Annotated in this window: 11 protein-coding genes; 6 read left to right on the plus strand and 5 right to left on the minus strand. The window is 60.1% G+C overall.

Going from position 1 to position 17,071, the window contains the following annotated elements; all coding sequences use genetic code 11:
- Positions 1 to 484 precede the first annotated feature (484 nt).
- Positions 485 to 2,038, plus strand: coding sequence for a hypothetical protein (locus BGE01nite_RS23360; protein ID WP_146854276.1), 1,554 nt, complete (start codon positions 485 to 487; stop codon positions 2,036 to 2,038).
- Here the strand turns inward: BGE01nite_RS23360 and BGE01nite_RS23365 are convergent.
- Positions 2,007 to 4,262, minus strand: a complete 2,256-nt coding sequence (locus tag BGE01nite_RS23365; RefSeq protein ID WP_146854279.1) for a heavy metal translocating P-type ATPase — start codon at positions 4,260 to 4,262, stop codon at positions 2,007 to 2,009. The two genes, BGE01nite_RS23360 and BGE01nite_RS23365, sit on opposite strands and share 32 nt — an antisense overlap.
- A gap of 104 nt (positions 4,263 to 4,366) precedes the next feature.
- On the opposite strand from BGE01nite_RS23365, the gene BGE01nite_RS23375 reads away from it, so the two are divergent.
- Together BGE01nite_RS23375 and lexA are read left to right on the plus strand one after the other, a co-directional pair.
- A complete protein-coding gene (locus BGE01nite_RS23375; RefSeq protein ID WP_146854281.1) occupies positions 4,367 to 5,311 on the plus strand; it encodes a hypothetical protein in 945 nt (314 codons plus the stop codon).
- 54 nt (positions 5,312 to 5,365) lie between these two features.
- Entirely contained in the window at positions 5,366 to 5,989 is a 624-nt protein-coding gene (lexA, locus tag BGE01nite_RS23380) for a transcriptional repressor LexA (RefSeq protein WP_146854283.1), read from the plus strand.
- A gap of 386 nt (positions 5,990 to 6,375) precedes the next feature.
- Here lexA and BGE01nite_RS23385 read toward each other — a convergent pair whose 3' ends face one another.
- The 3 genes from BGE01nite_RS23385 to BGE01nite_RS29825 all read right to left on the minus strand — a co-directional run bounded on the left by BGE01nite_RS23385 (position 6,376) and on the right by BGE01nite_RS29825 (position 9,942).
- Positions 6,376 to 8,856, minus strand: coding sequence for a hypothetical protein (locus BGE01nite_RS23385; RefSeq protein WP_146854285.1), 2,481 nt, complete (start codon positions 8,854 to 8,856; stop codon positions 6,376 to 6,378).
- A gap of 429 nt (positions 8,857 to 9,285) precedes the next feature.
- Entirely contained in the window at positions 9,286 to 9,624 is a 339-nt protein-coding gene (locus BGE01nite_RS23390) for a DUF4282 domain-containing protein (protein WP_146854287.1), read from the minus strand.
- A 6-nt stretch (positions 9,625 to 9,630) separates the two neighbouring features.
- Entirely contained in the window at positions 9,631 to 9,942 is a 312-nt protein-coding gene (locus BGE01nite_RS29825) for a DUF4870 domain-containing protein (protein ID WP_218033083.1), read from the minus strand.
- Between the two features lie 282 nt (positions 9,943 to 10,224).
- Between BGE01nite_RS29825 and BGE01nite_RS23400 the strand changes: the two genes are divergently transcribed.
- The 3 genes from BGE01nite_RS23400 to BGE01nite_RS23410 are packed head-to-tail and all read left to right on the plus strand — an operon-like array spanning position 10,225 to position 15,735.
- A complete protein-coding gene (locus tag BGE01nite_RS23400) occupies positions 10,225 to 13,764 on the plus strand; it encodes a pyruvate carboxylase (protein WP_174770059.1) in 3,540 nt (1,179 codons plus the stop codon).
- 38 nt (positions 13,765 to 13,802) lie between these two features.
- Positions 13,803 to 14,390, plus strand: a complete 588-nt coding sequence (locus tag BGE01nite_RS23405; RefSeq protein ID WP_146854290.1) for an AAA family ATPase — start codon at positions 13,803 to 13,805, stop codon at positions 14,388 to 14,390.
- Positions 14,374 to 15,735, plus strand: coding sequence for an ATP-dependent nuclease (locus BGE01nite_RS23410; RefSeq protein ID WP_170267005.1), 1,362 nt, complete (start codon positions 14,374 to 14,376; stop codon positions 15,733 to 15,735). Before BGE01nite_RS23405 ends, BGE01nite_RS23410 begins: the two co-directional genes overlap by 17 nt.
- Here BGE01nite_RS23410 and BGE01nite_RS23415 read toward each other — a convergent pair.
- On the minus strand, positions 15,724 to 17,001 hold the full coding sequence (locus BGE01nite_RS23415; RefSeq protein ID WP_146854294.1) for a lactonase family protein: 1,278 nt from the start codon (positions 16,999 to 17,001) through the stop codon (positions 15,724 to 15,726). The two genes, BGE01nite_RS23410 and BGE01nite_RS23415, sit on opposite strands and share 12 nt — an antisense overlap.
- Between the last annotated feature and the right edge of the window lie 70 nt (positions 17,002 to 17,071).

Genomic DNA, 17,071 nt, shown 5'->3' on the forward strand with positions numbered 1-17,071 from the left:
GAATCCCAGGCCGTTGGCCTGGGCTGAGGAGTGTCGGGCCCTTGGCCCTCAAGGCACAAGATAACAGCCATCCCCTATTGCGTAGCGGCATTAGCTCTGGGGTGAGAGTGGATCGTGGTGGATCAAGGCGGGTCGATGGTTTCTGAGGTGAATCGGTTTCGGGGCTTCATCCAAAGATAGGTCGAATAGGGGCTTATGGGACGAATGGGGGGCGGTTGACGGTTGTTTAGGTGAGAGGCGATCCAAGTGAATCCGACTGGATCCGACCTGGTTGGGCGGATGGATGGGGCAGGGTGGGAGTGCTGACGAGGTTCAGGACAGGGCAGGTTGACGCGGGGTGATCCGAGTCAATCCGACCTGATCCGACTTGGTCAGTGTGGGGATGCTGGTGGTGGTCGCGAGCGCGCGCGACAGGTCTCGCCGAGCACGTTCTCCTCTCGGGTGATCACAGCAACCTTGCCAGCCTCCTCATCACCGCCTAGACATGGAGTCATTCATGGAAGCAGAGCAGCGTGACCTTTTCCCCCAACCCGGCGATCTGCCGCCGGAGCTTCATCCTGCGGCACGAACGCTGGGAAAGGCTTTGGCAGAAAATCAGAACGTGCCGGGAGCGTTTGCGGACTTTTGCGCCAAAGCCTACGTGCGGCCAGAGTGGGCTGGGCCGGCCAGCGAGTTCATCGTGAACAGCTTTGAAAACCGGGAGGTGGAGCTGGCCGCCATGGCGCGCATTCCGGACCTGATCATCGAGCTGGCCAGCGGTCAGCAGGCGCTGACCACGACGGTGGCTTTCCAATGGGCGGCGAACTCAGACTCGGCGAGGTTGACGAAACTGGCAGAGGCGCTAGCGGCGACGCAGTCGAAGATCCAGAGCGCGGAGGTGGTGGACCTGATGCTGGCACTGGCCACGTCCCTGGCGATCACGAAATACACGAAGGCGGAGCAGATGCTGACGCTGGCCGAGCCGCAGGCTCAGGAGGAGCACCAGGAGAGTCTGGTGGAAGCCCGGCTCTGGCTGGCCGCAGGCCGCATCCTGTGCGGTTCCAGCCAGGAGACGCGGGATCTGTATGAGCATCGTCTGCGCCGTCGGCGCACGGCCTGGACGTGGGAAAGCCCGGCAGAGCTTGCCGCCCTGCAGGAGCTGGGAGATCATCTGCACCCAGGACAGGATGGTACCCAGCTTTTCCGGGACATCGTGCCCGCCGCCTGGTGGGATGTGGCCACGCAACGGGCGGCTGAACGGGAGCAACAGGAAGTTGAAACCGAGCGCCGCCAGCAGGAAGAAGAAGCTTTGGCTCAAGCTGCGGCACACGCGCACTTTCACCCGCAGGTTCATACTCATGCCCAGGTGCAGAGTCATCTCCATACGCATGCGGCCCCGGTGCCTGCTGCTCCCGTGTCTGACATGCACGGGCATGCTCATGCCCATGCCTCCATGTTTACGGCGGAGCCGGCACCTGTGATCGTCTGGAATGCCTGGCCTTTCTTTGCGGGCGGGCTGGTGGGCGCCGCTGCGCTGGCGCTGGTGATCTGGATCAGTCCCTATGAATTGAAGAAGAGCGTGCCGGAGGATGACATGGTGACGGAGTTCAAGGCTGTGGAGTCTGCTCCCGACGCACCTGCACCCCCGCAGGAGACCTGGCGCAAGGAAGAAGCAGCCCGTCTGGCCACGGCCAATGCCGATGTGCAGGACATGCAAGGGCGCATCCGCACGAGCACCTGGGCGGATGTGGAGAACCTGCTTTCCGGCACCACACCCGATCTGCCGAAGGAAGATGCGCGTTATTTGAAGCTGCTGACCTGGCTGCATGTGGATCCACCGCAGGATGCGGAGATCCGCAACCATCTGCCGGCCCTGCTGGCGGCGGTGCAGCCTGACAGCGCGACGCTGGATCTCTGGGAGAAGCTGGCCTACAAAGGATCTCCCATGGAGGAGTCCGTGCGCAATGGAGCGCGGCGCCAGCTTTATGAGAACAAGGACGCCTGGTCCGCGAGCCAGGAGAACCAGCTCAATCGTCTGGGCTGGCCGCCGGCGCCGTGAGGGCGGGTTCTTTCACAAACAGCAGGCGCAGGCTGTTCAGGCAGACGATCACTGTGCTGCCCTCATGAGTCAGCACACCGAGGGTGAGCGGCACCACGCCCAGAACGGCGGCCACGGCCATGATGATGACGGAACCTAGCGAGATGGCGAGGTTTTGCTGGATGACGGCCTTGGCACAAGCGCTGATGTGGCGGGCAGAGAGCAGCTTTTCAATCCGGTCCTGCATCAGCACGATGTCCGCCTGCTCCATGGCGGCATCACTGCCGCGCGCGCCCATGGCGATGCTGACATGAGCAGCGGCCAGACAAGGTGCATCATTCACACCGTCCCCCACCATCGCCACCCGATGTCCCTCCCGGGTCAGTTCCTGGATGGCCGCCACCTTGTCCTCAGGATGCAGGCCTGCGCGCACATCCGCGACACCCAGCTTTTGCGCCACCTGGATGGCAGCCGCGCGCCTGTCCCCGGTGAGCATCACGGTGCGCAGTTTCTCCGCGGACAGAGCTTTCAGCACGGCGTGGCTGCCTTCGCGAATTTCATCCGTCAGGAGCACCCGGCCCATGGTGGAGGGACTGAGGACCCAGACTTCGGAAAATCCGGGCGGTGCATCTGGCACATGGCTGAGCCAGCGGGAGAAGTCACCCTGGCTCATGAGCTCCCGGCGACCCGCATAGGTCACGCCATCGCTGGTGCGCCCGCGCAGGCCCTGGCCGGGGATGGACTGGAACTCCAGCAGCTCGCCGGGCTGGATGCCAAGACTCTTCGCATGCTGGGTGATGGCCCGCGCGATGGGGTGGTTCGAGTGGGCATCCAGCGTGACGGCGAGCTGCAACACGGTGGTCTCTTTGCCTGCCGGAAAGCTCTCCACCCTGGCCACGCGCAGATTGCCTTCCGTGAGTGTGCCCGTCTTGTCCATGGCCACGGTGTCCACCTCGGCGAGTTTTTCGATCGCGGCGCCACCGCGAAATAAAATGCCGCGTCTGGCCCCCCAGGCGATGGCCGCGAGGATGGCGGAGGGGATGGAGAGCACCAGCGCGCAGGGGCTCATGACCACCAGCAAAGTCATGGCGCGATAAAAGGCGGACCGGCCGCTTTCACCATCTGTAAAAGGACGCGCGCCGAGGGCGAGCCACCAAACCAAAAACATGACCAAAACAGTGCCGAGTGTCAGGAGTGTGTAGCGGGTGCCGAAGCGGTCGGTAAAGCGCTGGCTTGGCGCGCGCATGCGCTGGGCGGTCTGGATGAGCGAGATGATCCGGGCCAGGGCGCTCTGGGTGGCAGGCCTGTCCGTCCGGACCTGCACCAGGCCCCAGAGGTTCAGCGTGCCGCCGAAGACCTGCGCGTCCTTGCCTTTGTCCACCGGCACGGACTCGCCGGTGAGGGTGGACTCATCCGCCGCGGTGTCCCCCAGAATGACTGTGCCATCCACCGGAAAAAGCTCGGCAGGCCGCACCTGGATGACATCTCCCGCGCGGAGCTGGGACACGGGACGATCTTCGACCGACCCGTCAGGCTGCATGAGGTGGGCATGTTTCGGCGCGGCCTTGGTGAGTGCTGAAATTTCCCGGTGGGTGCGGTGAAGCACATAATGCTCCAGCGCGCCGGATGTGGAGAAAAGCAGCAGCAGCAGGGCACCCTCCTGCCATGCGCCGACGGCTGTGGCCCCAGCAGCCACAGCGAGCATCAAAAAGTGCACGTCGAGCTGTTTTTGGCGCAGCTTTTCCCAGGCATCTCCGGCCGCGTCCAGCCCGCCGCTGATCATTGAAATGCCGAACAAACTGTATGTCAACCATGGCGGGGCATGCAGCCTGCGGTCTGCCGCCCACCCTGCGGCGAGGGCCAGCCCGCAGACGGCGGCCTGCACGGCCAGCTTCCGCCATTCCTCATCACTCTGACGTTCGATCTCCTCCGCCTCGGGCCACTCGAACTCGCGCCATTGCCAGAACCGCGGCGCGGTGATGCAGGTGGGCTTCTGCATCAGCACCGAGTGTCCGCCGCGAGTGATCTGCAGGCTGTGAAGTGATCCGGAGGCCGGCAGGTTCTCGTCGAGAAGGCGCAGCACCTCGTTGAGCCGTTGCTGCAGCAGGGTCTCGTCCACGGGGCCCAGTGTGGCCACCTCTACGCGCCGTCCTTCGGTGTCCAGCCGCACGGCTTCCACGGCTGTCTGGCTGGCGATAAAGTCTGCCAGCGCCTGGGTCCAGGAGATGTCCGCTTCGTTTGCCATTCAGTTTCCCGAGGAAGCATTAATCATCCCGATGCATCTGTCTTTCGCAAAGTGGAACAGATTGGCGGTTGCTCGCTCCGCACTCTGCCTTCAATATCCGCCGCATGCGCCTCTCCCAGCTCTCCCTGATGTGTGTTTTCGCAGTCGCGACTGCTCAAGCCCAGCTTCCCGTCCCTGCGCAACCCGCTGCTCCCGCCACTGAACCTGCTCCTGCTGCTGCACCGGAGAAGCCTGCGGAGCCCGCCAAGGCTGTGGCTGAGCCCGAGACAGGTGCCGTGACCGCGCTGGATCGCTTGGTGGAAGCCTCGCAGCAGTCATCGATGTGGCCACTGTGCCGCTCGCAGTCCGACCGGATGAGCGTGATGCGTGACAAGGCGCTGACGAACTCCGCAGATGCCTCACCGGTGTCTGACCGCTATGTCATCACCACGCTGGCCGGTCCGGTGGACATGGTGCGCTTCTTTAACATGGCGAAGCTGGTGTCCCGTGGCTCGAACCGCTATCAGGTGCTGGTGCGCGAATGGGAACGCGAAGGCGGCCCGGCCTACATGGCCCGCCGCACCGCTCCAGGCACCACGGACTGCCGTCCGGATGATCTACCGAGCAATGCGCTGGGCGCTCTCTTTGGCGAGCTGATCAAGGCGGAGGAGCGCAACCTGGACTTCGATCTGGTGCCTAGGCTGAAGAAGTTTTTCTCCAAGCTGGAGCCCGTGTCTGACGAGATCGTGAAGCAGTTTTCGCATGAGACGCTGGTGCTGGGTCTGACGCCATCCTCCAGCCGCGACGAGATCCGCGCCAGCCGTGAGTGCTTCACCGCCGCCCCTCTATACCTCATCCCCGTCGTGGCACCTGAGCGCAAAGTGGCCATTCCAAACGCCATCGCGGCGCTGAAGACCGCCGGCTTGGAGCTGCGCCGCGAAAGGGGCCAGTTGATCGTCCTTGAACCCGTCGGTGCGCCGATGCGCGCCTCCAATGTGGTGGAGCCCACCTTCCCGACCCAGGTCCTGACTCCGCGCACCTCTGCACCGCAGGCGGTGCCAGTGGAATGAGGTGATCGAAAAAACAGTTTGCAAAAGAACGCTGGACGAGCGAACAGTTAATATATGTTTGCTCCACCCGTTAAACTCACGGACCGTCAGCAAGAGCTTCTGGCCTATCTGCGCCAGCATCAGCGCGAGCAGGGTGTGATGCCCAGCACGCGTGACATTCAGCGCCACTTTGGCTTTTCCAGCCAGACAGCGGCCATGAGCCACCTGCGCGCGTTGGAGAAGAAGGGTGTCATCCAGCGTCATCCGCATAAAGCGCGTGCCGTGGTGTTCCCGGAGGATCTTCAGCGTGAGGAGATCGTGGACATCCCCCTGTATGGCCACATCGCGGCCGGTTATGCGGAGATGCAGCAGCAGGAGCCAGATGGCACTCTTTCCTTGGATGCGGCGACCATCGGCGTGAATCGTGGCAGCAAGGCCTTTGCCCTGCGTGTGCGCGGTGAGTCCATGATCGGCGTGAACATCTGTGATGGTGACATCGCCATCCTCGAAGTGAAGGAGCCTCGTCCGCGCGATATCGTCGCAGCTTTGATTGATGGCGAGACCACCCTGAAGCGCTATCTGGTCGAAAATGGCCGTGCCTTCCTGCGTGCCGAAAATCCTGCCTTCCCGGATCTGATGCCGGATGAGGAACTCCAGGTTCAGGGTGTGCTGAAGACGCTGATCCGCCGGATGGATTGATTTTTTTCTAAACTGAATGTTAGGCCTTTGAGCGGACGGAGATGGAAAGCATGCTGACATGTCCTTTCTGCCATGGTGGCTCGGAGGTCGATGCAGTCCTTGACCACTGTTCCGTTTCATGGCCGCAGCATGGGCGGGCTGATTTCGGCTGCCCGGCGTGCGGCCAGCACTCATGTCTTGCCTTCTTGGGGCATGCCATGAGCCTTGGCTGTCTCGATGGTTTCCCCGGTCCTGCGTTTATCGCGCATTCCTCTGTTCAGGTGCCTGGTTTGTTCTTTGAACCAAGAGAGGGAGGTCTTTACGTGAGTGTGGGCGGTCGAAGCTGGTTTTTCCCAGGTTGTTGACCGCTATGTGTGGGGTTTGTCACACGCATGGGGCACGCCCGCTCACACCACCCGCGTGATGCGCTTCCAGAAGAAGTCCAGCTCACGGGCCAGCACACTGATCACCTGCGCGGGCTCGGCCTGAAGCGTTCCAGCTTCGGACTCCTTGATGATGCGCTGCATGGCGTAGAGAGAGGCCAGGCCTTCGGTGTCGAGATGCACGATGTCCGTGATCTGGCGGATGGGCTCAGGCAGGAACTGGTGGTGGACCAGATTTTGCCAGGCGAGCTGCTCGCGCTCTGTTTTGAAGCCCACCACCTTCAGCCTGGCCGGGACACGGCGCTCGCGCTCCGCTTGAGTGAAAAGATCGGTGAGACGACCTGCTGCGAAACCACAGAGCGTGCGCCAATACATGGCATCTGTGAAAGGGGCGAGCCCGAAGAGGATCTCGACACCCTGCAGCGCCCAGTAGTGCACATGGCGCCCAGGCAGGCCGGGCAGTTCATGCTCGCTGTAGCGCACCAGCGGGAAGCGACGTCCGGCCAGGCGAATGAGATCTGCGAGGCGCGGATGGTCCAGCGGCTGGGAGAGCGCCTCCGCCTGATGCTGCAGGCGCAGCGCCTGGAAACGGCCGAGCAGCGCATCTGCGGGGGATGGCAGGGAGCTGGTTTTGGGCCGTGGAGGCGGCAGTGCGGTCCCCACCTTTGGCACGGGCGGAGAATGAGGTGGCTGGAAGGGCGAACCTGCGGGTGATGGCGGATGCGCGATGGCATGCAGCGGAGACGCTGGCGTGCGGAAAGGAGACTCGGATTCCTGCACCGGCGCGGGGCTGGCGACTGTGGTGGCCGCGAGCGCCGTCTGACCTGGCTGGCGGAGCTGCGCCAGCATCTCCCGCAGCTTCACAAAGGCATCCGCTGTGGGGGTGGCAGAGCCGTTCGATGTCGCGCTCGTCTTGCCCGGGACACTCTTCCAATCCCTGCGGTTGGGAGTGTCGTCTTCGTCATCATCGTCGCGGACGAGTGGCGCGGGGAGCATGTTCTGCGGAGCCGCGGAGGGCTCGTCTTCCTCGCTGGCTTCACCGTCGCCGGATTCCGGCGTCGTGTTTCGAGATGCCACGGGTTCGTCCTGCGGCAGCGCATGACGCGGCTCGGCCAGGCTTTCAGCCATCGTCTGCACATCACTGGCCGTCGTCTCATCGAAGAGTGATGGCAGAGATGCTTTGCCAGCCTCATCCAGCAGCGTCTCAGTCATCAGCGGGATGGAGGAAGCATTGTCCACCTCCGTGATGATGCTGGCTGGAACCGGCTCGCTGGGGGCGAGTACAATCGGTGTCGGAGCGCTGGGCGTGATGGCTGTGCTGGGGATCTCTGGCAGCACCACTGATGTCTCCATGGGCATCTCCAGCGGTGCCGCTGCCACAGGGGATGGCGGCGCACTTTGGAAGATCTCCCACTGGCGGGCGCAGTGGCGCAGGAACGCACGTGCGGACACACTGCCGATCGGGCGGCCGAGGAAGTGGCGCTTCACGCTCACAAACTCCTCAAACTCGCGCTTCTCCTCATCCGCCAGCTTGCACTGGTCCAGGCGCAGGCGGAGGAGGTCGTTGGCATCAGATTCGGTCAGGCCGCGCAGGAGCACCTGGCTGGCGGTGAGACGGTCCTCCAGCGCGCTCGGCAGGTGGTGGCCAAAGGTGGCCTGCCACACGTCCTGGTTCAGGCTCAGCAGCACATGCAGGCGATGACTCTCCACCAGCTCCATGAGCATGGAGGCGATCTTCACGCCTGCATCCGGGTGGCGATAAAAACCGTCCAGATGATCCACCAGCAGCACCACGGGCCGCCAGAGTCCGAGGATGCGCAGCCAGGCGGGCACGCCGGTGTCATTGTCCGTGTTGGCCAGTTCCTGCATCTCGGCCACGCCGCTGAGACCGCCGGAGATGGACTGCTCCAGAAACGCGCCCATCCAGCCGTCCAGCAGCTCGGCACGCAGCGGCAGATCGCGGGCAGCCAGCATGGCCAGAGGACCGCGCAGACCTTCGCTGTTTTGGATGATCCATTCGCCGATGCGGCGGGCCTTGCCGGCGGGATCAAAGATATCATGCGCAGGCCCGGCCAGCACCTGCACCGCCTGCTCGGCATTGGCACAGGGAAGCTGGCGGTTCTCGATCAACCGGCGCAGCAGGCCCATCACCACCTGGGCCGCACCTTCACGCAGGCGCGACCAGCCTGGGAACTCGGCAGTGGCTGCCGTGTCGGCCAGAGATTCAATCCCGCGACGGGAGAGTGAGGCCAGCGTGAGGGAGTCACCGGACTTGAAGGCCACCGGCACGATCACTGCCTGGTTCGCCGCCGCTGCGGCCACACGGCCCAGCAGGTGAGTTTTGCCATAACCAGCACGGGGTGCGGTCAGCAGCATCATGGGCCCGGCGCTGCGGCCGCCGACCACATCCACCAGCTGGTCCAGCACATCCACGTTCAGACCTTGGACGGACTCAGCCGCATGCCACGGGGAGCGGCAGACATCACTCAGGAAGGGGTTTTCCACCTCGGGCCTCATCCGCGTATCTCCCGGAGTCTGAGGGGAGCTGGAAGTCGAATCGTCTCGGGCCACGGGGGAGGAAATGGGTTTTCTGTCAGGCAGCTTTAACTATTGAAATTATTCCGCACCACTGAAAATTAAAGCTTCGATTTCAACTGTTTGCGAAAATTTTCAGTTTCGGAGTGTCCAGATTCTCGAAAATGAATGAGTTCAAAACAGATTGAGGCGGGTCTTGCGACCCGCCTCAGAACTTTCGTGGTGACCAACAGCCAAGAAGGATACCAACGAGAAAGGGGCGATTTGGGGCGAGCTGAACTCAACTCACCTTTATCTGCTAGCATTCTGCCATGTCTGGTCGGGAATGCGTCAGCTGCAGGTGAGTGTGTTGTAAGAGCTTTGTGACCATTGGCAGGGCGGTCTGTTCACATTCCAGCCTCACATCTTCCGCACCTTCTCCGCGATCTCAATGATGGCCAGGACCACCTCCATGATCACCCGGGCGCTGATCATGTACAGCAGGAAGGCCAGCGGGCCGGTGATGAACTTGAACATCCCGTAGAGCCATCCCTGGTCCCCGCCACCGCTGAACATCCACGTCAGCGCCGCCAGCAGCGCCGCACCCAGGCTCAGCGCATAGAGCAGGCGGATCAGGTGCGGCGTGACGAAGCGCTTGAAGGAGAAGTCCAGCAGCAGGTCCATCAGCGCCCGCAGCATGGCCCGGATGTTCGTCCAGGTGGTGGATGTTGAGGGCTGGTTGGATCCGGGCTGGCTCATGAGGACTTACTTGATCAGGCGCAGAATATACGGGTAGCGATAGGCCACTCCTTCATTCGACTTGATGGTGCCGATGATGGCAAAGACCACTGCGGCGATGAAGACCGCAAGCCCCACCAGCAATGGAAGAATCAGGAATGAGGTGATGAAGCAGATGGCCCCCACAATGACCAGCGTGATCTGGAAGTTCAGCACCTCCTTGCCCTGATCATCCACAAACGGCATAGTATCCTTCTTGATCAGCCAGAGGACCAGCGGTCCAAGGACATTCCCAAAGGGGATGATGAAACCCGCAAAGAACAGAAGATGGCAGATCATGGCCATCGTGCGTTCATCTTTGGTAGGCCCGGTAGCACCGATTTGAGGTGCGCCGCCGTCTTGAGGAGGAGGTGTGCTTTCCATGACGGAGGAAAGCTGTCGCACACGGCTTTGTCTTCGCAAGACGGATTCCGCGAGATGAGTGACCGGCCCAGGATCACATCTGGACGCATCTCCGCTAAAATCTGTGCCGTCCATGTCTTGCAAACCTACGCCTGCCGTGGAAAATCGCCCGCCGCATTCAACCTCGGCACCTGCTTCCCTTTCCCAACCCAACCCACCATGCCCAAGAAGTCCGCCGCCAAAGCCGCTGCCAGCAAGCCCGCCGAATCGAGCATCCGCCCGATCAAAAAGCTCATGGTCGCGAACCGCTCTGAAATCGCCATCCGCGTCATGCGCGCGGCCACAGAGCTCGGCATCCGCACGGTGGGCATCTATGCGGCCGAGGACCGCTTCTGCCCGCATCGTTTCAAGGCGGACGAGGCCTATGAGCTGAACAAGGACAAGGGACCTCTCGGCGCTTATCTCGACGTGCAGGGCATCGTCACCCTGGCCAAAGAGAAAGGCGTGGATGCCATCCACCCCGGTTACGGCTTCCTCAGTGAGAACCCGGACTTCTCCAAGGCCTGTAAAGACGCTGGCATCATCTTCATCGGCCCTGATGCGAAGATCCTGAACATGATGGGCGACAAAACCGCCGCCCGTAACGTGGCCCGCAAGCTCAATGTGCCGATCCTTGAAGGCACGGATGAGCCTGTCAGCGATCGCAAAGAAGCTCTCGCTGTGGCGAAGAAGATCGGCTTCCCGCTCATCATCAAAGCCGCCTTCGGTGGTGGTGGCCGCGGCATGCGCGTCGTGCGTGAGGCCAAGGATCTGGAAAAGCTGCTGGATGAAGCGCAGACGGAAGCCGAGCGCGCTTTCGGCAATGGCGCCGTCTTCCTCGAAAAGTTTGTGGGGAAAGCCAAGCACATCGAGGTACAGATCCTCGCGGACAAGCACGGCACTGTGCTGCATCTGCATGAGCGTGACTGCTCCGTGCAGCGCCGTCACCAAAAGGTCATCGAGCAGGCACCCAGCTATGGCGTGAAGCAGGAGATCATTGATGGTCTCTGTGATGCGGCGGTGAAGCTTGCCAAGGAGGTGAACTACACGCACGCAGGCACCGTCGAGTTCCTCGTCGATCACGAAAGTGGCGAGTGGTTCTTCATCGAGATGAATCCGCGCATTCAGGTGGAGCATACTGTCACCGAGGAGATCACCGGCATCGACATTGTCCGCAGCCAGATCCTCATCGCCCAGGGCCACAAGATGCATGAGGAGCCTCTCGCCCTTCCTGCCCAACCAAATATTGAAAAAAGCGGCTATGCTGTGCAGTGCCGCATCACCACGGAAGATCCGGAGAACGGCTTCACGCCGGACTTTGGCAAGATCCTCACCTACCGCAGCGCCGGTGGTTTCGGCATCCGTCTGGACGGCGCCCTCGGCGCCACGAACGCCGTCATCACGCCTTACTATGATTCCATGCTGGTGAAGATGACCGTCTTCGCCCGCACCTATGAGCAGGCTTTGGACCGCATGGACCGTGGCCTCCGCGAGTTCCGCATCCGCGGCGTGAAAACCAACATCCCGTTCCTCATGAACGTGGTGCATCACGATGAGTTCCGCGCCGGCCAGGCCACCACGCGTTTCATCGACAACAATCCGCAGCTCCTGCAGTTCACCGCGCGCAAAGACCGCGCCACGAAGCTGCTCAGCTATCTCGCGGATGTGAACGTGAACGGCAATCCCTTCGCGAAAGGTCACAAGCCCGGCGTCACCTTCTCCGCACCACCGGTGCCGAAGTATGATCACCGCGTGGCGCCAGCGAAAGGCACCAAGCAACTCCTCACCGAGATGGGGCCTGAGAAGTTCTGCAAAGGCTGGGTCGCCAAGGAGAAGCGTCTCCTGATCACGGACACCACCATGCGTGACGCGCACCAGTCCCTGCTGGCCACCCGCATGCGCACCTTTGACATGCTCGCCGTGGCAGATGCCGTGGCGCGCCGCACGCCGAACCTCTTCTCCCTGGAGATGTGGGGCGGCGCCACCTTTGACGTGTCCATGCGCTTCCTCCGCGAGGATCCGTGGGACCGCCTGCGCTCCATCCGTGCCAAGGTGCCAAACATCCTCCTGCAGATGCTCTTCCGTGGTTCCAACGCTGTTGGTTATACCAACTACCCGGACAACGTGGTGAAGGGCTTCATCAAGCATGCCGCCTCGAACGGCATGGACATCTTCCGCATCTTTGACTCGCTGAACTACCTGCCCAACCTCACCGCCGCCATGGATGCCGTGCGCGAGGAGACGGACAGCATCTGCGAAGGCACTCTTTGTTATACCGGTGACATCCTGGATCCGAAGCGTGACAAGTATGACCTCAAGTACTACGTCCGCCTGGCCAAGGAGCTGGAAAAGATGGGCGCGCACATGCTCTGCATCAAGGACATGGCCGGCCTGGTCCGTCCCTTCGCCGCGAAGAAGCTGGTGAAGGCTCTGAAGGACGAGGTGGGCATCCCCATCCACTTCCACACGCATGACACCAGCGGCCTGAACGCCTCCAGCTACCTCGAGGCTTCCATCGCTGGCGTGGACGTGGTGGATGCCGCCATCTCCAGCCTTTCCGGCGGCACCGCGCAGCCGAACCTGAACTCCATCGTCGCTGCCATGCAGCACACGCCGCGTGACACCGGTCTCGACACCGAGGCGCTGCAGGAATTCAGCGATTACTGGGCTGCTGTCCGCACCTTCTACAAGCCTTTCGACACCGCCGAGCCTTACGGCACCGCCGAGGTCTATCTTCACGAGATGCCTGGCGGCCAGTACACGAACCTCAAGGAGCAGGCCACCGGCATGGGCATGGCTGCCCGCTGGCCGGAGATCGCCCACGCTTATGCGGAGGTGAACCAACTCTGTGGTGACATCGTCAAGGTCACGCCTTCCTCCAAAGTCGTCGGCGACCTCGCCATCGAGTGCGTCGCCCGCGGCGTGAAGCCCAACGACATCTTCAGCCTCCAGGGCACGAAGTGGAGCAAGGACGTCACCAGCATGTTTGAAGGTTGGTTAGGTGAACCCTTCTACGGCATGGAGCCTGCCAAGGCTGCCGACAGCCGCAAGAAGTGGAACAAACTGGCCGATGCCATCGTCGGCAAGGACGGCAAGCGCATCAAAGGCCGCCCCGGCACCCACGCCGCCAAGATCAAGCTCGACGACGTGCGCGCCGAGCTCAAAGGCAAGCTCAAGAAGGACCCCACCGAGGACGATGTCTGGAGCTACCTCATGTATCCAGACGTGTTCCTGAAGTTCGCGGACTTCCGCAAGGCTCATGGCGACGTCTCCGTGCTCCCCACCCCGGCCTATTACTATGGCCTGCGTGACAAGGAGGAGATCAACGTCAACCTTGAGGAGGGCAAGACCCTCTTCGTCCGCCTGCTGAACATGACCGAGCCGGATGTGAACGGCCAGCAGACCGCCATCTTCGAGCTGAACGGCTACCCACGCCACACCACCGTCACCAACAAGGCTCTCGCGAAAGACGCCGTCACCAAGGCCAAGGCTGATCCTGCTGACAAATTCCAGGTCGGCGCCCCCATGCCCGGCATGGTCGCCAGCATCGCCGTCGCCGTCGGTCAGAAGGTCAAGGAAGGCGAAACCCTCCTCACCCTCGAAGCCATGAAGATGTTCGCCGCCGTCGCCTCCCCCACCGCCGGCACCGTCACCGAAATCTGCACCAAGATCGGCGAGAGTGTGGAGAGCAAGGACCTTTTGGTTAGGCTTGGGAAGTGATTGCGCTAGTGGTCCTAGTTAGGTAGCCTTGTATATATATGAAGCTTCAAAAAGTCGAGATTCGTAACTATAGGTCTATAAAAAGTCTCGATTTTGTCTTCGAACCTCGGTGTAGAGTTCTTGTTGGCATTAATGAGTCGGGAAAGTCAAACATCCTGAATGCATTGGCTCACCTTGACCCTGATATCCCTGCTAGCAAAAAAGATGTTCGCGAACCAGGGAGAGATGAGGATGCTATGCCAGAGGGTAAAATCTTGTTTAAGTTTCGTCTTGATGATTCGGAATGTGATGAGATCTGCCGTGAAATGGCTAATCATCTTCAGGGTTTTGACCCAGATGGGCCGAAAATTGCCAGCTTCAAAGGTGTTGAATACACATTGAGGCAATTTGCGTATGCCCGACGCGATGTGCTTTGGAGAGTTAAGCTGAACGAAGAAGAGAAAGGTGCAGCCGTCTTCTCATTAGATCATCAGTGGACATTGATTGGAAAATTTGGAGTTCCAAAAGCTCTTTCTAAGACTGCGGTAACTCTTCCGGACGGGACTGCGGTATTTGTGAGGTATGGGCATTTTTCGATGTGCCGAAGACACAGGAATCCCTGCGGACGATATGTTAATCGAAGCTAGAGCTGCCTCGCTCAACGACCTGTTTGCACGGTGTTCCAAACGCCTGTTGCCAGCAAAGCTTCCTCCAGTCATTTTTTGGTCATACACAGAGCGAAACCTTCTGCCAGCATCAATCGACACAGACACTTTCGTTGCCGATCCGAATTCATGTTGTCCACTGAAGCATATGTTTGCTTTAGCGGGGTTCGAGAACGCATCAGAAGCAATAACGACCGCCATTGAGCGAGGTCGAGTGCGAAACCTGCTTGAGAGGGTGTCCGAATCGACAACAAAGCACATGCGCCAAGTGTGGCGTGATCTGAAGAATATTAAGGTAGAACTTGCGGAGAATGGTGATCAAATCGATGCCTTTGTCCGGGACTGTGAGAACGTGTATGAGTTCGCTCGTCGTAGTGATGGTTTTAAACGGTTTTTCACCTTTCTGCTGATGATCTCAGCGAAAGTGCAAACCAACTCGCTAGAGGGTGCCATGTACTTGCATGATGAACCGGAAATTGGGCTGCATCCTTCTGGCGCGCAATACTTGAGAGATGAGCTAATCAAGATATCGAAATCGAACATGGTCGTATATAGCACTCATTCGATCTTTATGATTGATCGTGAGAATATTGGACGGCATCTGATTGTTAAAAAAGACGATGAAGTCACTTCTGCTACACCGGTTAACCATACAAACATAGTTGACGAGGAGGTAATTTATAATGCCCTTGGCTGGTCAGTGTTTGAATCGTTGAAGGAAATAAATTTGCTTTTTGAAGGCTGGCGAGATCACCGCCTCTTTAAAGTGGCCATTACAAAGCTGCCCAGTTCACATAAGAGCAAGTTGGCGCTCCTTCGGACTTGCGGTTCATGCTTTGCGAAGGGTGTAAAGGACATTCGCAATGTTACGCCGTTGCTTGAGTTGGCTAACCGCAGGTGTTTGATTATTTCAGATAGCGACGCTGTGGCAAAGCAAGGGCAACGAGAGTATCATGGTTGGGGATCTTGGTTTTGCTACGATGATTTGGATTCAACCTCGCCATTAACCGCAGAGGATTATGTCAAACCTATTGCCCTAGTGGAGGCGATGAAAAAGATAGCTGACAGGAACGACGTTCAAGTAGACAGCTACCCTAGCTTTGCATCAGTCAGATCGGACCGTCTCGGATTCGTTAGGAATTGGTTTCGGCAACACATTCAAACTGACAAAGCTGGATTGGATACCTTGATGCATGAATTTAAGTCGTTGGTGTTTAACGACATCAAACCCGCGGAAATTGAGCCATCATATTATGATATGTTGAAGGCACTTACTGCGAAGCTTGATAAGCAGAAGACAGTTTCAGGCACGGCTTTATTGGCCTAACAGTTTATCTGAGCTCTTTCCCCCCAGCGCATGAAACACAATCTGCGAGGGATTCCCCACGGGTGTGTACTGACCGGTGAACGTCAGTTTCCCGCTGGCCTTGTCCACCTTGAAGGTGGCGATGTGGTCGGCGCGCTGGTTGCAGCAGTGCAGGAAGGTGCCTGAGGGATCAAAGGTGAAACTGCGTGGGTAGTCGCCGTGGGTCCATTCTTCAGTGACATAGGTTAGCGTGCCATCCGCGCCGACGGTGAAGATGCCGATGCTGTCGTGCAGGCGGTTGCCGGCGTAGACGAACTTGCCGTCGGCGGAGACGAGGATCTCGGAGCAGAAATTGCTGCCCGCATAGCCCGGCGGCAGGCTGGAGATGGTCTGGCGTGCGGTGAGGCGGCCGTTCTGCGGATCGAAGTCAAAAAGCACGACCGTCGAGCCTTCCTCCTGGATGCTGTAGAGCCACTTACCGTTCGGATGAAAGGCGAAGTGACGCGGGCCATCACCCGGCGGAAGACTAACGAAAGGTGTGTCAGCGGGTGTGAGCTTGCCTTTCTCGGCATCAAACTTCCAAACAAAGATCTGGTCCAGCCCCAGATCCACGTGCAGCACCCATTTGCCGGAGGGATCGGCCTCGATCATGTGCGCGTGTGTCTGGTCATGCCCGCTGAAGGCGAAACTGCCGGGGGCAGCGTTCGTGGCCTTGGTCGGGCCTACGGTGCCGCTGTCCTTCTTCACGTCCGTGGCCTCGCCCAAGCTGCCGTCCGCCTGGATGGGAAGCACGGCGATGCTGCCGCCAAAGTAGTTCGCCACAAGCACAAACTTGCCGTTCGGATGCACGGTGAGATGCGCCGGGCCTTTGCCACCGGAGCGCACGCTGTTGAGCGGCTTCAGCTCACCTGTCGCAGGATCGATCTTGAAGGCGCTGACGCTGCCGGACTCATCATCACCCTGGCGCTCCGTTTCATTGCCAGAGTAAAGATGCGTGCGAGCTGGATTCAGCGCCAGACAACTCGGGCTCGTGCCCATCTCATGCACACCGATGGGTGAAAACTTTCCCGTGCTGCGATCCATCTCAAAGAGATGAATGCCACGTCCATTCCCTGGCGGCAGATCCACCTGCGTCGACCGCATGTTCTTCAGAGGCGAGGTGTAGGTGCCCACATAGGCGATGAGCTTTCCCGATCCTTCCGCGGCCACGGAAGACAGGGAAGGTGCGAGTATCGCGGCAGCGGCGGTGCGGAGAAACGAGCGACGTGAGGGCAGGGGATCAGACATGGTGTCTTCAGCAAACGCAGCTCACGGCGATGCTTGTGCACCGCCATGAGCATGAATGCATATCATTATG

It is taken from the genome of Prosthecobacter gellanilyticus (assembly GCF_007992435.1).
Taxonomy (GTDB): Bacteria; Verrucomicrobiota; Verrucomicrobiia; order Verrucomicrobiales; family Verrucomicrobiaceae; genus Prosthecobacter; species Prosthecobacter gellanilyticus.